The organism is Pseudomonas sp. Arb-4-2C (assembly GCF_055755015.1).
The window spans coordinates 5,975,381-5,992,933 of sequence record NZ_CM146899.1 but is presented as its reverse complement, the minus strand read 5'-3'; the positions used below and the strand labels follow the sequence as shown (position 1 = coordinate 5,992,933).

Genomic DNA, 17,553 nt, shown 5'->3' with positions numbered 1-17,553 from the left:
CATGAGCCATGACCTTCCCCCGCTGAACGCCTTGCGTGCCTTTGAAGCCACCGCCCGACTGAACAGCGTCAGTCAGGCAGCCGAACAGCTGCACGTCACCCACGGCGCGGTCAGTCGTCAGCTCAAAGTGCTCGAAGAGCATCTGGGCGTAAGCCTGTTCGTCAAGGATGGGCGCGGCCTGAAACTCACAGATGCCGGGATTCGCCTGCGAGACGCCAGCGGCGAGGCATTCGATCGGCTGCGCAGTGTGTGTGCCGAGCTGACGCAAAACACCGCCGATGCACCGTTCGTGCTCGGCTGCTCCGGCAGTCTGCTGGCGCGCTGGTTCATTCCACGCTTGGGCCGTTTGAATGCCGACCTGCCAGACTTGCGCCTGCACTTGTCCGCCGGTGAAGGCGATCTCGACCCACGGCGCCCCGGACTCGATGCCCTGTTATTGTTCGCCGAACCGCCATGGCCGGCAGACATGCAGGTTTACGAGCTGGCGGCAGAACGCATCGGGCCAGTGATGAGCCCGCTGTTCAGCGGTTTCCAGCGCCTGCAAACCGCGCCGGCCTCAGCATTGTTCAGTGAACCGTTGCTGCACACCACGTCCCGCCCGCAAGCCTGGCCAAGCTGGGCACAGCAAAACCACCTCGACGCCAAGGCGTTGAAGCTCGGGCAAGGTTTTGAGCATTTGTATTATTTGCTGGAAGCCGCAGTCGCCGGACTTGGCGTGGCGATCGCGCCACAGCCGCTGGTAGCGGAGGATTTGAAGGCCGGTCGCCTGGTTGCGCCATGGGGCTTCTGCGAAACCCCTGCGCAACTGGCGTTGTGGCTACCCAAGCGCGCCGCAGACGGGCGCGCCCGGCAACTGGCGCAGTGGCTCAAGAACGAGCTGCGCCAGGCGGATCACTCGCCGCGCTTGAACAGCAAGTAAGCGGCCAGCAAACCCAGCGCACCCACCGCCACACCGGCGGTGGTCCAAGGGTGTTCCTGAGCGTAATCACGGGTGGCGATCCCGGTCTCGCGGGTTTTCACTTTGACTTCTTCATAAGCATCGCTGAGCAGGCTGCGCGAATGTTTCAGCGCACTTTCAGCGTTGCCCTTGAGCGCCTTGAGGGTCTTGCGCGACTCGTCCGAAGCGTCGTCCTTCAGGCTTTCCAACGACTTGAGCAGACTCTCGATCTCGGCTTCCATGCTTTGCAACGAGGCTTTACGTAAAGAGGTGTTGGCCATGGTGGCTCTCCTGCATTGGTGATGAGTGGCGTGTGTTGTTTGGGACTTCAGCGGTTTGAGAAAGTGCAGAAAATCTGAACTTCACTTGCGCCGGGCCACCGAAATCAACAGTGCAGATTCACTGCTAGTCTCAATTCCATACGTCAAATCCAAACGCCAAGGAGATCGCCATGAGTGACCATCACACCTACAAGAAAGTCGAGCTGGTCGGCTCGTCTGCCAGCAGCATCGAGGACGCCATCAACAACGCGCTGGCTGAAGCGAACAAGAGCATCAAGCATCTGGAATGGTTTGAAGTGGTCGACACCCGTGGCCACATCAAGGACGGCAAGGCTGCGCATTTCCAGGTAACGCTCAAAGTCGGCTTCCGGATTGCCAGCAGCTGAGTTTGGGCTACGCTTCTGAACTTGCGCGCTGGCCGAGTGCCATAGGAATGGCAAAGCGCTACAAGGTGAGCGCATCGGGATACCCGATGCCCGCCTCTTTTAATCCGACCAGGGAGTGCGACCGATGAAGAAGTTCATATTGGCAGTAGGTTTGTTGAGCCTTGCGGGTGGCGCGTTTGCTGCTGGCAAGCCTTGTGAAGAGTTGAAAAGCGAAATTGCCGCGAAGCTGGATGCCAAGGGCGTTTCCGGGTATTCGCTGGAGATTGTCGACAAGGGTGCAGCCGCTGGCGGCAAGGTCGTCGGCAAATGTGAAGGCGGCGCCAGGAAAATCGTCTACAAGCGCGGTTGATCGCGACTGAAACGCAAAAGCCGACGCGAAGGCGTCGGCTTTTTTGTGGACGATACATTCCCTCTGCAGGAGTGAGCCTGCTCGCGATGGCGGCGTATCAGCCAACATCACTCGCGCCTGAAAGTCCGCCTTCGCGAGCAAGCCCGCTCCCACAGGAGTTTATGCACGGTCTCAGCCCTTCATCACCTGCGCCAGCAGCTCATAGGAATGCAGGCGATCGGCATGCTCATACAGATCACAGGTGAAGATCAGCTCATCAGCCTGGGTCTGCTCAACCAGTACCTCCAGCTTCGCGCGGATCTTCTGCGGGCTGCCGACCATCGCCAGGCCGAGGAAGTCCCCCACCGCCTCACGCTCATGGGGCAGCCACAGGCCGTCCATGCTTTTCACCGGTGGACGCTGCACCAGACTCTGTCCACGCATCAGCGCGAGAATGCGCTGATACACCGAAGTCGCCAGGTAATCCGCCTGCTCATCGGTGTCCGCTGCAACCAGCGGCACACCGAGCATCACGTACGGCTTGTCGAGCACCGCTGACGGCTTGAAGTGGTTGCGATAGACGCGAATCGCCTCATGCATGAAGCGCGGGGCGAAGTGCGAGGCGAAGGCGTAAGGCAAACCGCGCTCACCGGCCAGTTGCGCACTGAACAGACTGGAGCCGAGCAACCAGATCGGCACATTGGTGCCGGTGCCGGGCATGGCGATCACCCGTTGATCCGGGGTACGCGGGCCGAGGAAGCGCACCAGTTCGGCGACGTCTTCCGGGAAATCATCGGCACTGCCGGAGCGTTCGCGACGCAGGGCGCGGGCGGTCATCTGGTCGGAGCCCGGTGCACGGCCCAGCCCAAGGTCGATGCGCCCCGGATACAGGCTCTCAAGGGTGCCGAACTGCTCGGCGATCACCAGCGGCGCGTGGTTGGGCAACATCACCCCGCCTGAGCCGACACGAATCGTCGAGGTGCCACCGGCCAGATAGCCCAGCAGCACCGAGGTGGCAGAGCTGGCGATACCGTCCATGTTGTGGTGCTCGGCGACCCAGAAGCGGGTGTAGCCGAATTTCTCGACATGCTGCGCCAGGTCCAGCGAGTTGCGCAGCGATTGCGCCGGGCTGCCGTTCTCGCGCACCGGCACCAGGTCAAGGGTGGAAAACTTTACGTCGGACAGTTGCTTCATAAACCTGCGTCTCCGAGTGGTCTGCAGGTTTTTTCTTGCGAACGAAAACCTGCCGAATTCATAAGCGTGTTCTGTGCAATAAGGGCATATACCCGAGTTTCAATAGCTGAGGGAAAAATCCTACTAAAAAAGTCAACGATTCACCTGAGCTGAACTTTGACCCGGCGTCTATCCTCAGAAGCCTTGCAAGCAAAAACCACGACGGCGCGGCGTTCCGCGCCAGATCTTGAGGAGGCAGACATGGCTATCGTGAAGAAAGCATCCGCGCATTGGGCAGGCGATCTGAAAACCGGCATCGGCTCGATCTCTACCGAAACCGGCGTCCTCAGAGAAGCCCCTTACGGTTTCAAGGCGCGCTTCGAAGGCGGCAAGGGCACCAACCCGGAAGAACTGATCGGCGCCGCCCATGCCGGCTGTTTTTCCATGGCGTTTTCGATGATTCTCGGCGATGCAGGCCTTAAGGCCGAGAGCATCGACACTCAGGCCGAAGTCACCCTGGACCAGGTGGACGGCGGCTTTGCCATCACTGCGGTGAAGCTGATTCTCAAGGCGAAAATCCCGGGGGCGACCCAGGCGCAGTTTGACGAGTTGAGCAAAAAGGCCAAGGAAGGTTGCCCGGTGTCCAAGGTGTTGAATGCGAAGATTACGCTCGAGGCTTCGCTGGTCAGCTAAGTCGGCGCTGACTGAACCATTCGCGAGCAGGCTCGCTCCCACAGGGTGTGTGTGTTGTGAACACGTCCAAGGTGGGAGCGAGCCTGCTCGCGAAAGCGATCCAAAAAAGCACCGCACTACCTGAAGATGTGAGCGAAGTCAGAACCCACTCTGCAAAAATATGGTCGAATAAGTGACAGCAGCTTCAGCGCACGCCCGTGCGCGCTGCACCAGGGAGCTTCAACTATGAAACGTATTGGCTTGGCGATTCTTTGCAGTGCATTGGCCACAACGGTTCTTGCCGCACCGAAAGACTGTGAAGAATTGAAGAACGAGATCGAGGTCAAGATCCAGGCCAACGCCGTGCCCTCCTACACGCTGGAAATCGTCAGCAAGGAAGAGGCCGATAAACACGACGTGGCGATGGTCGTCGGCACTTGCGACAACGGCACCAAAGCGATCATCTATCAGAAGAACAGCAACTGAGTCACCTCAGCTAAGGCAGTCCATGTCACGATCCTCGGCGACGATTTCGTGTTTGGCGTTGTACAGCCGCGCGCTCGGCGTGAACCCCAGCGAACGCCCTTCCAGCAGATAACGCTGGCCGGCTTCGAAATGGTCGTAGCGGATGTACAGGTAACACAGACGCTCGACCGGGCCGGTCATCAGACTGCCACCGCCGCCGAACACTTCGAAGTCGAAACGCACCCGCAACTCATGGCTGCCGGGCGTGACCTGGAAAAACCTGCCATCCGTCAGGCGTACGTTATCCAGGCGCTCGGCCATGAGCAGTTTGCCGCCGGGGGTCGGGGTCGAGAAATCGACCCAGGCCATTTGTGGATCGACCGGGGGCAGCGGGGTCTGGCAGCCGGCGATAGCGCCGACCGCGAGCAACAGCATCAACTTGCGCATGATGGACGTCCAAGGATTCAGACCTGAAGCATAGCGCCGATCAAGTGCGCTGACAGCCTGCCGGTGTGCCCTGGCCAACCACCTTGCGTTGCTCGTCGTAGAGCTTCGCCCATGGCCGGAAACCGATGCTGCCGGCCTGCAGCTGATAACGCTGACCGGCATTGAAGTCGTTGAATTTCACATTCAACTGGCAGTCACGCCACAGCGGCTCGGCATCCGGGCCGATATTGGTGGCTTCGACCGCAAACTGATAACGCACCTTCAGCTCATGGCTGCCGGGCTGCACCTCGAAATAACGTTTGTCGGCCGTGGTCCGGCTATCGACCTGCAGCGCTTGCAGCGCCGTGTCCTGCTGCCGGGCATCGAGATCGATCCAGGCTTGCGAGGGGTCAGGGTCGGGCATTCCGAATCCGGCACAACCGGCCAGCGTCAGCAGGCCTCCTGTCATCAACAACATGCGCATAGCGAAGCTCCAAATGGCGGGATAGTCTTGCGGGCAGACTTTCCAAAGGATTTTTATTTTGATCAGGCCGCTTCCAAGCCATGGGTTACTTGATCGCGTTTTTCGGATTTTGTTTCCGGGTGCGATGTTTTTGTTGCTCAACGGTTGCTCCAGCGTCAGCTATTACAGCCAGTTGGCCAGCGGTCAGTTGCAACTGCTGCGGGCGCGCGAGCCGGTGGCCAAGGTGATCGCCGACCCCGGCCGCGATGCAACATTACGCACGCACCTGATCCAGTCGCAGAAGGCCCGCGCGTTCGCCAGCGAACAACTGCATCTGCCGGACAACCAGAGCTATCGCCTGTACGCCGACATCGGCCGGCCGTACGTGGTGTGGAACGTGTTCGCCACCCCGGAGTTTTCCCTGACCCCGCAGAACCATTGCTTCCCGATTGCCGGCTGCGTGGCCTATCGCGGCTACTACAGCCAGAGCGCCGCCCGGGGCGAAGCGGCAATCCAGCGTCTGCAAGGCATGGATGTGTCGATTGGCGGCGTCGAGGCCTATTCGACCCTCGGCTGGTTCAATGACCCGATCATCAACACGATGATGGGCTGGGGCGACGAGCGCCTGGCCACGCTGATCTTTCATGAACTGGCGCATCAGCGCTTCTATGTAAAGGACGACACCGAGTTCAACGAGTCCTTCGCCACGTTTGTCGAACAGGAAGGCACCCGACAGTGGCGGGCGTTTCGTGGTCTGCCGCCGGACGCTGACTCGCGGCTCAAGCAGCGCGACCAATTCATCGAGCTGGTGCTGGAAACGCGCTCACGGCTGGAAAAGCTTTACGCCCAGCCACTGCCGACCGAACAGATGCGCGAGCGCAAAGCGGCGGCGTTCGAGCAGTTTCGTCGCGAATATCGATTGATGCGCGACAGCCAATGGGCCGGGGACAAGCGTTATGACGCCTGGGTGAATATGCCGCTGAACAATGCACGGTTGTTGCCGTTTGGGCTGTATGACCAGTGGGTGCCGGCGTTTGCGGCGTTGTTCAGGCAGGTTGGAGGGGATTGGGTGCGGTTTTATGCGCAGGTCGAGAAGCTGGGTGAACTGCCGACGGCCGAGCGTAAGGCGGCTTTGAAAATATTGGCAGATACAAACAGTTGAGTTGATTGGGAGGACGTCATCGCGAGCAGGCTCACTCCTGCAGGGGGAAGCGTTCCAAATGTAGGAGTGAGCCTGCTCGCGATAGCCATCTGATCAGCGCTGCAAAAACGCCTGATGCAACTCGGCCAGTGTTGCAAAGTGATAAGCCGGCGCTTCGGCATTCAATTCTTCAAAACTGCCAAACCCATAACCCACCGCCGCCGCATCCAGCCCGTTGCTGCGCGCACCGATCAGGTCATGCTTGCGGTCACCGATCATAAGGGTGTTGGCCGGGTCCAGGCCTTCTTCGGCGATCAGGTGCGCAATCAGCTCGACCTTGTTGGTCCGCGTACCGTCCAGCTCACTGCCGTAAATCACCTTGAAGTGTTTGGCAAAGTCGAAGTGCCGGGCAATTTCGCGGGCAAACTCCCATGGCTTCGAGGTGGCGATATACAGCTGCCGCCCCTGACCGCCAAGCGTCTCGAGCAATGGCGTGACGCCATCGAACACGCGGTTCTCGTACAGGCCGGTGACCTTGAAGCGCTCGCGATAGAAGTTCACCGCGTCCCAGGCCTTGGCCTCGTCGAAGCCATAGAACTGCATGAACGCCTGCAGCAGCGGCGGGCCGATGAAATGCTCGAGTTTCGTCAGGTCCGGCTCATCGATGCCAAGCTTGCCGAGGGCGAACTGGATGGAACGGGTGATGCCCTCACGCGGGTCGGTCAGGGTGCCATCGAGGTCGAACAGTACGGTCTGGTAATGCATGGGAATTCCTGGGCAGTCGCAAATCGATTCAGAGTGTGTCGTAGCCTTCGGCCAGATGCAGGTCCTTGAGCTTCACGTAGTTCGCCGCGCTGTAGGTGAAAAAGGCGCGCTCTTTGTCGGTCAGCGCGCGGATCTGTTTCACCGGGCTGCCCACGTACAGGAAGCCGCTTTCCAGGCGTTTGCCCGGCGGCACCAGGCTGCCGGCGCCGATGATCACGTCATCCTCGACCACCGCGCCGTCCATGACGATGCTGCCCATGCCGATCAGCACGCGGCTGCCGACGGTGCAGCCATGCAGCATGACTTTGTGGGCGATGGTCACGTCATCGCCGATCAGCAACGGGAAGCCGTCCGGGTTGAACGGACCGGCGTGGGTGATGTGCAACACGCAGCCATCCTGCACGCTGGTGCGCGCGCCGATGCGGATGCGGTGCATGTCGCCGCGGATCACGGTCAGCGGCCAGACGGAGCTGTCATCGCCGATTTCGACGTCGCCGATCACCACCGCCGAGGCGTCGACAAACGCGCCTTTGCTCAAGCGAGGGGTGTGATTCTGGTACTTGCGAAGGGGCACGATAATTTCTCTCTCTGTCGCCGATAGCTGCGGTGAGTGTCGATTGTAATTAAGATGGGCGCATGTTTCTTCCAGCCAAGGTGCCAACCGTGAGCGTGAACAACCCTCTTCTGCAGTCCTACGACCTGCCGCCGTTCTCCACGATCCGTGCCGAACACGTCCTGCCAGCCATTGAAACGATCCTGGCCGACAACCGCGCCGCCATCGCCGAAATCCTCAAGACCCAGGTTCAGAACCCGACCTGGGCCGGCCTGGTGTTGGCCATGGACGAGCTCAATGATCGCCTCGGCGCCGCCTGGAGCCCGGTCAGCCACCTCAACGCCGTGTGCAACAGCGCCGAGCTGCGCGAAGCCTACGAGTCGTGCCTGCCGGCCCTGAGCGCCTACTCCACCGAAATGGGCCAGAACCGCGAACTGTTCCAGGCCTATGAAGCCCTGGCCAATAGCCCGCAAGCCGCCGGCTTCGACGTGGCGCAAAAGACTATTCTGGAACACGCCCTGCGTGACTTCCGTCTGTCGGGTATTGATCTGCCGGAAGCCGAACAAAAGCGCTACGCCGAAGTGCAGAGCAAACTGTCCGAACTGGGCAGCCGCTTCTCCAATCAACTGCTCGACGCCACCCAAGCCTGGACCAAGCACGTCAGCGACGAAGCCGCCCTCGCCGGCCTGACCGATTCGGCCAAGGCACAAATGGCCGCCGCCGCACAGGCCAAAGGCCTCGACGGCTGGCTGATCACCCTGGAATTCCCGAGCTACTACGCGGTGATGACCTACGCCCAGGACCGCGCGCTGCGCGAAGAAGTCTACGCGGCCTACTGCACCCGCGCCTCGGACCAGGGCCCGAACGCCGGCCAGAACGACAACGGCCCGGTGATGGAAGAGATCCTCGACCTGCGCCAGGAACTGGCAAAACTGCTGGGCTTCGCCAGCTTCTCCGAACTGAGCCTGGCGACCAAAATGGCCGAGTCCAGCGATCAGGTACTGAGTTTCCTGCGCGACCTCGCCAAGCGCAGCAAGCCGTTCGCCGCGCAGGACCTGCAGCAGCTGCGTGCCTACGCCGCCGAGCAGGGTTGCGCTGATCTGCAAAGCTGGGACAGCGGTTTCTACGGGGAAAAACTCCGCGAGCAGCGTTACAGCGTCGCTCAGGAAACCCTGCGCGCCTACTTCCCGATCGATAAAGTCCTCGGCGGTCTGTTCGCCATCGTCCAGCGTCTTTACGGCATCGAAATCGCCGAACTGAAAGGCTTCGATACCTGGCACCCGGACGTGCGCCTGTTCGAGATCAAGGAAAACGGCCAGCACGTCGGCCGCTTCTTCTTCGACCTCTACGCCCGCGCCAACAAGCGTGGCGGTGCCTGGATGGACGGCGCCCGCGACCGTCGTCGCACCGTCGACGGCGTGCTGCAAAGCCCGGTGGCCAACCTGGTGTGCAACTTCACCCCGGCCGACAGCGGCAAGCCTGCGCTGCTGACCCACGATGAAGTGACCACCCTGTTCCACGAATTCGGTCATGGCCTGCATCACCTGCTGACCCGCGTTGATCACGCGGGTGTGTCGGGGATCAATGGCGTGGCCTGGGATGCGGTCGAGTTGCCAAGCCAGTTCATGGAAAACTGGTGCTGGGAGCCGGAAGGCCTCGCGCTGATTTCCGGTCACTACGAAACCGGCGAGCCACTGCCGCAGGACCTGCTGGAAAAAATGCTCGCGGCGAAGAACTTCCAGTCCGGGCTGATGATGGTCCGCCAGCTGGAATTCTCATTGTTCGACTTCGAGCTGCACGCCACCCACGGCGACGGTCGCAGCGTTGCCCAAGTGCTGGAGGGCGTGCGGGACGAGGTGTCGGTGATGCGTCCACCGGCGTACAACCGCTTCCCCAACAGCTTTGCGCACATCTTTGCCGGCGGTTACGCGGCGGGTTACTACAGCTACAAGTGGGCGGAAGTGCTGTCGGCCGATGCCTTCTCGAAGTTCGAAGAAGACGGCGTGCTCAACGCCGAGACCGGTCGCGCCTTCCGCGAAGCGATTCTGGCGCGTGGCGGTTCGCAGGCACCGATGGTGCTGTTCGTCGACTTCCGTGGCCGCGAGCCATCGATTGACGCACTCTTGCGCCACAGCGGCCTGAGTGAGGACGCGGCAGCATGAGTGAGGGGCCTGTGATTACCAAGAAACGCTTTATCGCCGGGGCCGTCTGCCCGGCGTGCAGCGAGCCGGACAAACTGATGATGTGGAACGAGGACAGCGTGCCGCACCGAGAATGTGTGGCCTGCGGTTACTCGGATACGCTCAACGAGCAGGGGTTATCGGTTCCCAAGGAACTGGGCACGCGGGTCAATACCAGCGCGCTCAAGCCGGCGCCGGACAAGACCGTCCAGGCCGTACAGTTCTTCCCGAATCCGAAACTGAAGAAAAAGTCCGAAGACTGAGCCGGCGAATAACCCTCCACGGCGCAATGCCGTGGAGGGTATGGCTTATTTGAGGTTGACCGACTGGAACCAGCTCTTCATCGAGCAGGTGGCAAAGGCACTGGTGCTGCAATCGCCATTGGCCAGGGCGGTGCGCAGTTTGTCGACGTCAGCCTGCATCACATAGCGCACACCATCCTTGAAATGGCCGCTCTCACCAAAACCACCCTGAGTCATTTCATTCAGCGCGTCTTCCTTGCTCCAGCCCTGCACCACAATCCGGTACATCGCCGCCATCAGGCCAGTGCGGTCGGAACCATGCTTGCAATGCATCAACACCGGACCATTGGCTTCGGCGCTCTGAATTGCGCGCAAGGTCTTGAGCACATCGGCGTCATCGACGTGGTTGGTGCGATAAGGCAGTTGCACTTGATTGATGCCCGGCTCGGACAGCCAGCTGCTGTCAGCTTCCGGCAGGAAGTTGATCACCGTCGCCACTTTGAGATTCTTCAGCAATGGCACCGCGCCGCTGTTCGGCAGGGCACTGCGGTAGAGCGTTGGCGACATCTGGAACAGGTTGTACTGCACTTCCACCGGTTGCGCCCACTCAGGGGGACGCGATGGCACAGCGGCGTCAGCCTGGGCCGGCATCAAGTGCAGCAGGGCAACAAGCGACAAACACAAAGCAGGAAACAGGCGCACTCGGGACATGCTGGTTGACCGTATCGGGATTCATCAATGAAAGGCCTCGCAGCTTCCACGTCTGCCAGTCAAAGCCCTGTGAGCCACTTGTCAAAGAATCGTGAATCCGCACGATTTCATTGAGCGCGGGGTAAAAAAACTGCGGCTTTTTCAGCTGAATCGGTTCACCCCGATGTGTAGCCTGCTACCATTTGTCACACGATGTTGCAGGCGTCCCCCTTTTCCCGGTCAAACGGGCCTCGCGCCGCGACGAAAAAATGCTCAAGCCGTTCGCAGAAACGGACAACCATCAATGCCTGATGAGGTGCACCCCCATGTCTGATGCAGATCGAGACAACCCGCGGCGTGAGTTCTTGCGCAAATCTCTGACCCTGATTCCCGTGGTCACCCTGGCCGGCACCGGTCTGGGCAGCAGCGTCTTGCAAGCGGCGCCTGAAGCCACCCCGGCGGCGCCAGCCGCAACCCCGGCGAAGTCCGATACCGGCGCCTACCAGCCGAGCTATTTCACCGCCGAGGAATGGGCCTTCATCAACGCCGCCGTGGCGCAGTTGATCCCCAACGACGCCCAAGGCCCGGGCGCCCTCGAAGCCGGCGTGCCGGAATACATCGACCGTCAGATGAACACCCCATATGCCGCCGGTGCCCTTTGGTACATGCAGGGTCCGTTCAACGCCGACGCTGCACCGGAGATGGGCTGGCAGAGCAAACTGGTGCCCAAAGAGATCTATCGCCTGGGCATCGCCGCCACGGATCAGTGGGCAAAATCGCTCAACGGTAATGTATTTGCCGAGCAAGACAGCGCTACCCGAGACGATTTGCTCAAGCAACTCGAAGCCGGAAAACCGCAATTCGATGCTGTTCCGGCAAAGATTTTCTTCAGTCTGCTGCTGCAAAACACCAAGGAAGGGTTCTTCTGCGACCCGATCCACGGCGGCAATAAAGGCATGGTCGGCTGGACCATGATCGGCTTCCCCGGCGCTCGCGCCGATTTCATGGATTGGGTGGAACGCAACGAGCAATACCCCTTCCCGGCAGTGTCGATTCGCGGCGAGAGGGCTTGAGCATGGCAACGGTAATGAAGAAGGTCGACGCCGTGATCGTCGGTTTTGGCTGGACCGGCGCGATCATGGCCAAAGAGCTGACCGAAGCCGGGCTCAACGTGCTGGCGCTGGAGCGCGGGCCGATGCAGGACACCTACCCCGACGGCAACTATCCGCAGGTGATCGACGAACTCACCTACAGCGTGCGCAAAAAACTCTTTCAGGACATCTCGAAAGAAACCGTCACCATCCGCCACAGCGTCAACGACATCGCCCTGCCGAACCGCCAGTTAGGTGCGTTCCTGCCGGGCAATGGCGTCGGCGGTGCGGGACTGCACTGGTCGGGCGTGCACTTTCGTGTCGATCCGATCGAGCTGCGCATGCGCAGCCATTACGAAGAACGCTACGGCAAAAGCTTTATCCCCAAGGACATGACCATCCAGGACTTCGGCGTCAGCTATGAAGAGCTGGAGCCGTTCTTCGATTTCGCCGAGAAAGTCTTCGGCACCTCCGGTCAGGCCTGGACCGTGAAAGGCCAACTGGTTGGTCAGGGCAAAGGCGGCAACCCGTACGCACCGGATCGCTCGAATCCGTTCCCGCTGGAGGCACAGAAGAACACCGTTTCCGCACAACTGTTCGGCAAAGCGGCGGCAGAGGTCGGTTACAAACCCTACAACCTGCCCTCCGCGAATACTTCAGGCCCGTACACCAACCCCTACGGCGCACAGATGGGCCCGTGCAACTTCTGCGGATTCTGCAGTGGCTACGTGTGCTACATGTACTCCAAGGCTTCGCCGAACGTGAACATCCTGCCGGCGCTCAAACCGCTGCCTAATTTCGAGCTGCGCGCCAACGCCCATGTGCTGCGGATCAACCTCGACAGCACGAAAAGCAAAGCCACCGGCGTCACCTACATCGATGCTCAGGGCCGCGAGATCGAGCAACCGGCGGATCTGGTGATCCTCGGCGCGTTCCAGCTGCACAATGTGCGCCTGATGTTGCTGTCGGGCATCGGCAAACCCTACGACCCAATGACTGGCGAAGGCGTGGTCGGGCGCAACTTTGCCTACCAGAACATGGCGACCATCAAGGCGTTCTTCGACAAGGACACCCACACCAACAACTTCATCGGTGCCGGCGGCAACGGCGTGGCGCTGGACGATTTCAACGCCGACAACTTCGACCACGGCCCGCACGGCTTCGTCGGTGGCTCGCCGATGTGGGTCAACCAGGCCGGCAGCCGACCGATTGCCGGCACTTCGAACCCGCCGGGCACCCCGGCCTGGGGCAGCGCGTGGAAACGCGCGACCGCCGATTACTACACCCACCAGGTCTCGATGGACGCCCACGGCGCACATCAGTCCTACCGTGGCAACTACCTCGATCTCGATCCGGTGTACCGCGACGCCTACGGCTTGCCGCTGCTGCGGATGACCTTCGACTGGCAGGAAAACGACATCAAAATGAACCACTTCATGGTCGAGAAAATGGGCAAGGTTGCCCAAGCCATGGGCCCCAAAGCCATCGCGGTGATCGGCAAGCAGGTCGGTGATCACTTCAACACTGCGGCCTACCAGACCACCCACCTCAATGGTGGCGCAATCATGGGCACCGACCCGAAGAAGAGCGCGCTGAACCGCTACCTGCAGAGCTGGGATGTGCATAACGTCTTCGTTCCGGGCGCGTCGGCGTTCCCGCAAGGGCTGGGTTACAACCCGACCGGGTTGGTGGCCGCGTTGACCTATTGGTCGGCCAAGGCGATCCGCGAGCAGTATTTGAAAAACCCCGGCCCGCTGGTTCAGGCATAAGGAGCGATGACCATGAAAAATCTCGTTATCGCCACCTTGGCCCTGCTCGGCAGCGCCTCAATTCAAGCGGCCGAAGTTGATCAAGCGTTGATCAAACAAGGCCAATACCTCGCCCGCGCCGGTGACTGCGTGGCCTGCCACACGGCCAAGGGCGGCAAGCCGTTCGCCGGCGGCCTGCCGATGGAAACCCCGATCGGCACGATCTACTCGACCAACATCACGCCGGACAAAACCGGCGTCGGTGATTACAGCTTCGAGGATTTCGACAAAGCGGTGCGCCATGGCGTCGCCAAAAACGGCAGTACGTTGTACCCGGCGATGCCGTATCCGTCCTACGCCCGTGTCAGCGCAAGCGACATGCAGGCGCTGTACGCCTACTTCATGCACGGCGTCGAACCCGTCGCGCAGGAGAACAAGGCCAGCGACATTCCATGGCCACTGAGCATGCGCTGGCCACTGATGGGCTGGCGCTGGATGTTCGCGCCGAAGGTCGAAGACTACAAGGCAACCTCGGATGATCCGGTGATCGATCGCGGCGCCTATCTGGTCGAAGGCCTCGGCCATTGCGGCGCCTGCCATACGCCTCGTGCCCTGACCATGCAGGAAAAATCCCTGAGCGCGGCTGACGGGAAAACCTTCCTCGCCGGCAGTGCGCCGCTCGAAGGCTGGATCGCCAAGAGCCTGCGCGGTGATCACAAGGACGGTCTCGGCGGCTGGAGCGAAGCGCAACTGGTGCAGTTCCTCAAGACCGGACGCAGCGACCGCAGCGCGGTATTCGGGGGCATGAGCGATGTGGTCACCCACAGCATGCAATACATCACCGACGCCGACCTGACCGCGATTGCTCGCTACCTCAAATCGCTGCCGGCAACCGATCCAGACGATCAGCCGCACCAGTACGACGAGAAAGCGGCAAAAGCCCTGTGGAATGGCGACGACAGTCAACGCGGTGCAGCGGTGTACATCGACAACTGCGCGGCCTGTCACCGCACCGACGGCCACGGCTACACCCGAGTGTTCCCGGCGCTGGCGGGTAACCCGGTGCTGCAATCGGAAGACCCGACCTCGCTGATTCACATCGTGCTCAAGGGCGGCACCCTGCCCGCCACACACACAGCGCCATCGACCTTCACCATGCCGGGCTTTGCCTGGCGCCTGTCGGATCAGGAAGTGGCGGACGTGGTGAGCTTCATCCGTGGCAGTTGGGGTAACAAAGGGGCGCCGGTCAAGGCTGATGAGGTCAGTCATTTGCGCACCAGCGACATGACGACCACCTCGGCAGATGATCTGGGTCAGATCACCCACAGCCATTAACTAAAAAAGCCCTGCGCGCATTAATTCGCACAGGGCTTTTTATTTAACGCCACAACCAGTGCAGCCATGAATTTATATTACGGATTCATGATACTTACATAAGCCTTGGCCAGTGCCAGCAACTTGGCCTTGTCATCTGCATCAATATCACCGTCGCCATCGATATCCTTTTCATTGCGCATATCGAAGGTTTTACCACCATCGTAAGAAGCGGCAATGATGATCTGCGAATCCAGCAGGGACTCAGTCGGTACGGCATTCTCTGCATCCCAGCCAGATTGTTTCAGGGCAAACTGCATGGACACCAGCACTTCATCTGGATCAACCGGAGTTGGGCCAAGTTTCTGCAGAAAGATGCCACGATGATTGAAGTTCGACACATTTAATTCCTTTTAAATATTGAATAGCAGAAGTGCAACAGGGCGAATACTAACGACATCGCGAGTTTTACTGCTACTTGAAAGATGTGTCCCCGGGTTGCAATAAAAACTGCAATCAATAACCGGAATGACGTGTATCTGACACCCCGAGTCGCCGAACGGCACTGGCTGTTTACTCGCGCCAGCGATACTGTATGTGCATACAGCCATAAGGACACCTGCGATGCACACGCCCTTGCCACCACGCGGTCGCGGCACCGCCACCAACCCGCACAACCGCTTCGCGCCAAACCGTTCGGTGGCCGAGGATGACGGCTGGTATCAGGAAGTACCCGAGACGCAGAACACCGAGGTGATGATCGAAACCGCGAAAACCATCATCACCCGCAACACCTCGCCGGACCTGCCCTTCGATCGCTCGATCAATCCCTATCGCGGCTGCGAGCACGGTTGCATCTATTGCTATGCACGGCCCAGCCACGCCTATTGGGACATGTCGCCGGGACTGGATTTCGAAACCAGGCTGATCGCCAAGACCAACGCCGCCCAGGTGCTGGAAGAACAGCTTGGGAAAAAAGGCTACCAGTGCGCGCCGATCAACCTCGGCTCCAACACCGACCCGTATCAGCCGATCGAACGCGAACACAAAATCACCCGTCAAATCCTGGAAGTGCTGCTGCGCTATCGTCACCCGGTGACCATCGTCACCAAAGGCTCACTGATTTTGCGCGACCTCGACCTGCTCACTGAACTGGCGCAGCAACGGCTGGTGGCGGTGATGATCAGCCTGACGACGCTGGACGACGAGCTCAAACGCATCCTCGAACCCCGCGCAGCAGCGCCCAAGGCCCGGTTGCGGGCGATCCGGGTGATGCGCGAAGCGGGGATTACGGTGGGGGTGCTGTGTTCGCCGATGATCCCGATGATCAACGACAGCGAGATCGAAAGCCTGCTGACCGAGGCGCATGCCGCCGGTGCGCAAAGCGCCGCCTACATGATGCTGCGCCTGCCGCTGGAGGTGGCGCCGCTGTTCGAAGAATGGCTGCAGGCGCACTACCCGCAGCGCGCGGCCCATGTGTTGAGCCTGGTGCGCCAGAGCCGGGGCGGCGAGCTCTACGACAGCCGTTTCGGCGCCCGCATGCGCGGTGAAGGACCGTTCGCCGACCTGCTGGCGCAACGTTTTGCCAAAGCCATTAAACGCCTCGGCTTGAACCACCGTGAGGGCTATGAGCTCAATTGCACTGCCTTCTGTCCGCCGGGTCGCCAGATGTCGTTGATTTAGCGACAATTAGCCTATGGTTGAGGGGTTGGAATCCTTCCGTCGAAATGTCCCAGTCACGTTTTTTGTGACCTGGAACACACGTTCTAGAGCGCTTGATTCAGTTTGAGTTAAGTTTCGGCGGCTACCTTGTTCATCGAGTGACTGATGGGTCTGGATGACCCGGATGTTTTAAACAGCCACTGGCTTCACACCGGAATACACGGGAATGACTCCCCGAATCCGCCAAAGAGGATGAATCATGAGTGACAAGGATAAACAGCCGTTGGCTGCGTCGGCGCAAGCCGTCCCTGGGGCGGAATCCGCCGATGCAGCGCTGCGACAGATCGTTGACGGCTTTTTGCATTTCCATCATGAGGTCTTCCCGCAGCAGGAAGAACTCTTCAAGAAACTCGCCACAGCCCAGGCACCAAAGGCGATGTTCATCACCTGTGCCGACTCGCGCATCGTGCCGGAACTGATCACCCAGAGTTCGCCGGGCGATCTGTTCGTGACCCGTAACGTCGGCAACGTTGTACCGCCTTACGGCCAGATGAACGGCGGCGTTTCCACCGCCATCGAGTACGCGGTACTGGCGCTGGGCGTGCAGCACATCATCATCTGCGGCCACTCCGATTGCGGCGCCATGCGCGCAGTGCTCAATCCGGACAGCCTGGAAAAAATGCCGACGGTCAAAGCCTGGCTGCGTCATGCGGAAGTGGCGAAGACCATGGTGCATGACAACTGCAACTGCACCGACGAAAAAGAGAGCATGCCGATCCTCACCGAGGAGAACGTCATCGCCCAACTGCAGCACTTGCGTACCCATCCTTCGGTAGCTTCGCGCATGGCGAACGGTCATCTGTTCATCCATGGCTGGGTCTACAACATCGAAACCAGCGAAATCAAAGCTTACGACGCGGATCAGGGACGCTTCCTGCCGCTCGATGGCAGCCATCCGATTCCGGTGGCGACGCCCAAAGCGCGCTTCTAAATCCTCCTAAAAATCTGTGTGGTTTGACGCCGGCCGCTGTTTCAG

Annotated in this window: 21 protein-coding genes; 13 read left to right on the top strand and 8 right to left on the bottom strand. The window is 60.2% G+C overall.

From position 1 onward, the window contains the following. The first annotated feature begins 1 nt into the window (after position 1). Positions 2-919: a LysR family transcriptional regulator gene (locus AC0J41_RS27240; RefSeq protein ID WP_473014077.1), complete on the top strand. Its 918-nt coding sequence runs from the start codon at positions 2-4 to the stop codon at positions 917-919. Here the strand turns inward: AC0J41_RS27240 and AC0J41_RS27235 are convergent. Beyond that, complete coding sequence (locus AC0J41_RS27235; RefSeq protein ID WP_007953918.1) at positions 892-1,218, bottom strand: ElaB/YgaM/YqjD family protein; 327 nt, start codon at positions 1,216-1,218, stop codon at positions 892-894. The two genes, AC0J41_RS27240 and AC0J41_RS27235, sit on opposite strands and share 28 nt — an antisense overlap. A gap of 170 nt (positions 1,219-1,388) precedes the next feature. On the opposite strand from AC0J41_RS27235, the gene AC0J41_RS27230 reads away from it, so the two are divergent. Continuing rightward, on the top strand, positions 1,389-1,604 hold the full coding sequence (locus tag AC0J41_RS27230) for a dodecin (protein ID WP_007911688.1): 216 nt from the start codon (positions 1,389-1,391) through the stop codon (positions 1,602-1,604). 124 nt (positions 1,605-1,728) lie between these two features. Continuing rightward, on the top strand, positions 1,729-1,953 hold the full coding sequence (locus tag AC0J41_RS27225) for a DUF1161 domain-containing protein (protein ID WP_473014076.1): 225 nt from the start codon (positions 1,729-1,731) through the stop codon (positions 1,951-1,953). 171 nt (positions 1,954-2,124) lie between these two features. On the opposite strand, the gene AC0J41_RS27220 is transcribed toward AC0J41_RS27225, so the two are convergent. Continuing rightward, positions 2,125-3,126, bottom strand: coding sequence for an LLM class flavin-dependent oxidoreductase (locus AC0J41_RS27220; protein ID WP_025112343.1), 1,002 nt, complete (start codon positions 3,124-3,126; stop codon positions 2,125-2,127). Between the two features lie 240 nt (positions 3,127-3,366). Here AC0J41_RS27220 and AC0J41_RS27215 point away from each other — a divergent pair, with 240 nt between their 5' ends. Further along, a complete protein-coding gene (locus AC0J41_RS27215) occupies positions 3,367-3,798 on the top strand; it encodes an OsmC family protein (protein WP_473014075.1) in 432 nt (143 codons plus the stop codon). A 225-nt stretch (positions 3,799-4,023) separates the two neighbouring features. After that, positions 4,024-4,263, top strand: coding sequence for a DUF1161 domain-containing protein (locus AC0J41_RS27210; protein WP_025112341.1), 240 nt, complete (start codon positions 4,024-4,026; stop codon positions 4,261-4,263). A 6-nt stretch (positions 4,264-4,269) separates the two neighbouring features. Here the strand turns inward: AC0J41_RS27210 and AC0J41_RS27205 are convergent, their stop codons facing one another. Together AC0J41_RS27205 and AC0J41_RS27200 are read right to left on the bottom strand one after the other, a co-directional pair. Beyond that, the gene (locus AC0J41_RS27205) at positions 4,270-4,689 is read right to left on the bottom strand and encodes a PA0061/PA0062 family lipoprotein (RefSeq protein WP_025112340.1); all 420 of its coding nucleotides are present in this window, start codon (positions 4,687-4,689) and stop codon (positions 4,270-4,272) included. A 40-nt stretch (positions 4,690-4,729) separates the two neighbouring features. Beyond that, positions 4,730-5,152 carry a PA0061/PA0062 family lipoprotein gene (locus AC0J41_RS27200; RefSeq protein ID WP_473014074.1) on the bottom strand — a complete coding sequence of 141 codons (423 nt, stop codon included), beginning with the start codon at positions 5,150-5,152 and terminating at the stop codon, positions 4,730-4,732. 58 nt (positions 5,153-5,210) lie between these two features. On the opposite strand from AC0J41_RS27200, the gene AC0J41_RS27195 reads away from it, so the two are divergent. Further along, a complete protein-coding gene (locus AC0J41_RS27195; protein ID WP_473014073.1) occupies positions 5,211-6,293 on the top strand; it encodes an aminopeptidase in 1,083 nt (360 codons plus the stop codon). A 93-nt stretch (positions 6,294-6,386) separates the two neighbouring features. On the opposite strand, the gene AC0J41_RS27190 is transcribed toward AC0J41_RS27195, so the two are convergent. Further along, the gene (locus AC0J41_RS27190) at positions 6,387-7,037 is read right to left on the bottom strand and encodes an HAD family hydrolase (protein WP_473014072.1); all 651 of its coding nucleotides are present in this window, start codon (positions 7,035-7,037) and stop codon (positions 6,387-6,389) included. Positions 7,038-7,065: 28 nt separating this feature from the next. Further along, positions 7,066-7,611: a gamma carbonic anhydrase family protein gene (locus AC0J41_RS27185; RefSeq protein ID WP_025112336.1), complete on the bottom strand. Its 546-nt coding sequence runs from the start codon at positions 7,609-7,611 to the stop codon at positions 7,066-7,068. A gap of 62 nt (positions 7,612-7,673) precedes the next feature. Here AC0J41_RS27185 and prlC point away from each other — a divergent pair, with 62 nt between their 5' ends. Together prlC and AC0J41_RS27175 are read left to right on the top strand one after the other, a co-directional pair. Further along, the gene (gene prlC, locus AC0J41_RS27180; protein WP_473014071.1) at positions 7,674-9,752 is read left to right on the top strand and encodes an oligopeptidase A; all 2,079 of its coding nucleotides are present in this window, start codon (positions 7,674-7,676) and stop codon (positions 9,750-9,752) included. Continuing rightward, the gene (locus AC0J41_RS27175; RefSeq protein WP_166222224.1) at positions 9,749-10,033 is read left to right on the top strand and encodes a YheV family putative zinc ribbon protein; all 285 of its coding nucleotides are present in this window, start codon (positions 9,749-9,751) and stop codon (positions 10,031-10,033) included. The genes prlC and AC0J41_RS27175 overlap by 4 nt, the downstream gene beginning before the upstream one ends. Before the next feature lie 45 nt (positions 10,034-10,078). On the opposite strand, the gene AC0J41_RS27170 is transcribed toward AC0J41_RS27175, so the two are convergent. After that, positions 10,079-10,723, bottom strand: coding sequence for a dual specificity protein phosphatase family protein (locus tag AC0J41_RS27170; protein ID WP_025112333.1), 645 nt, complete (start codon positions 10,721-10,723; stop codon positions 10,079-10,081). A gap of 305 nt (positions 10,724-11,028) precedes the next feature. On the opposite strand from AC0J41_RS27170, the gene AC0J41_RS27165 reads away from it, so the two are divergent. Genes AC0J41_RS27165 through AC0J41_RS27155 form a run of 3 tightly spaced genes read left to right on the top strand, consistent with a single transcriptional unit; the run spans position 11,029 to position 14,876 of the window. Further along, entirely contained in the window at positions 11,029-11,775 is a 747-nt protein-coding gene (locus tag AC0J41_RS27165) for a gluconate 2-dehydrogenase subunit 3 family protein (RefSeq protein WP_473014070.1), read from the top strand. 2 nt (positions 11,776-11,777) lie between these two features. Further along, complete coding sequence (locus tag AC0J41_RS27160; protein ID WP_473014069.1) at positions 11,778-13,562, top strand: GMC family oxidoreductase; 1,785 nt, start codon at positions 11,778-11,780, stop codon at positions 13,560-13,562. 12 nt (positions 13,563-13,574) lie between these two features. Beyond that, on the top strand, positions 13,575-14,876 hold the full coding sequence (locus AC0J41_RS27155) for a c-type cytochrome (RefSeq protein ID WP_473014068.1): 1,302 nt from the start codon (positions 13,575-13,577) through the stop codon (positions 14,874-14,876). 77 nt (positions 14,877-14,953) lie between these two features. On the opposite strand, the gene AC0J41_RS27150 is transcribed toward AC0J41_RS27155, so the two are convergent. Further along, complete coding sequence (locus AC0J41_RS27150; RefSeq protein ID WP_473014067.1) at positions 14,954-15,256, bottom strand: hypothetical protein; 303 nt, start codon at positions 15,254-15,256, stop codon at positions 14,954-14,956. Between the two features lie 223 nt (positions 15,257-15,479). Between AC0J41_RS27150 and AC0J41_RS27145 the strand changes: the two genes are divergently transcribed. Next, positions 15,480-16,538, top strand: coding sequence for a PA0069 family radical SAM protein (locus AC0J41_RS27145; RefSeq protein WP_473014066.1), 1,059 nt, complete (start codon positions 15,480-15,482; stop codon positions 16,536-16,538). A 238-nt stretch (positions 16,539-16,776) separates the two neighbouring features. Next, positions 16,777-17,508, top strand: coding sequence for a carbonic anhydrase (locus AC0J41_RS27140; RefSeq protein WP_473014065.1), 732 nt, complete (start codon positions 16,777-16,779; stop codon positions 17,506-17,508). Positions 17,509-17,553 lie beyond the last annotated feature (45 nt).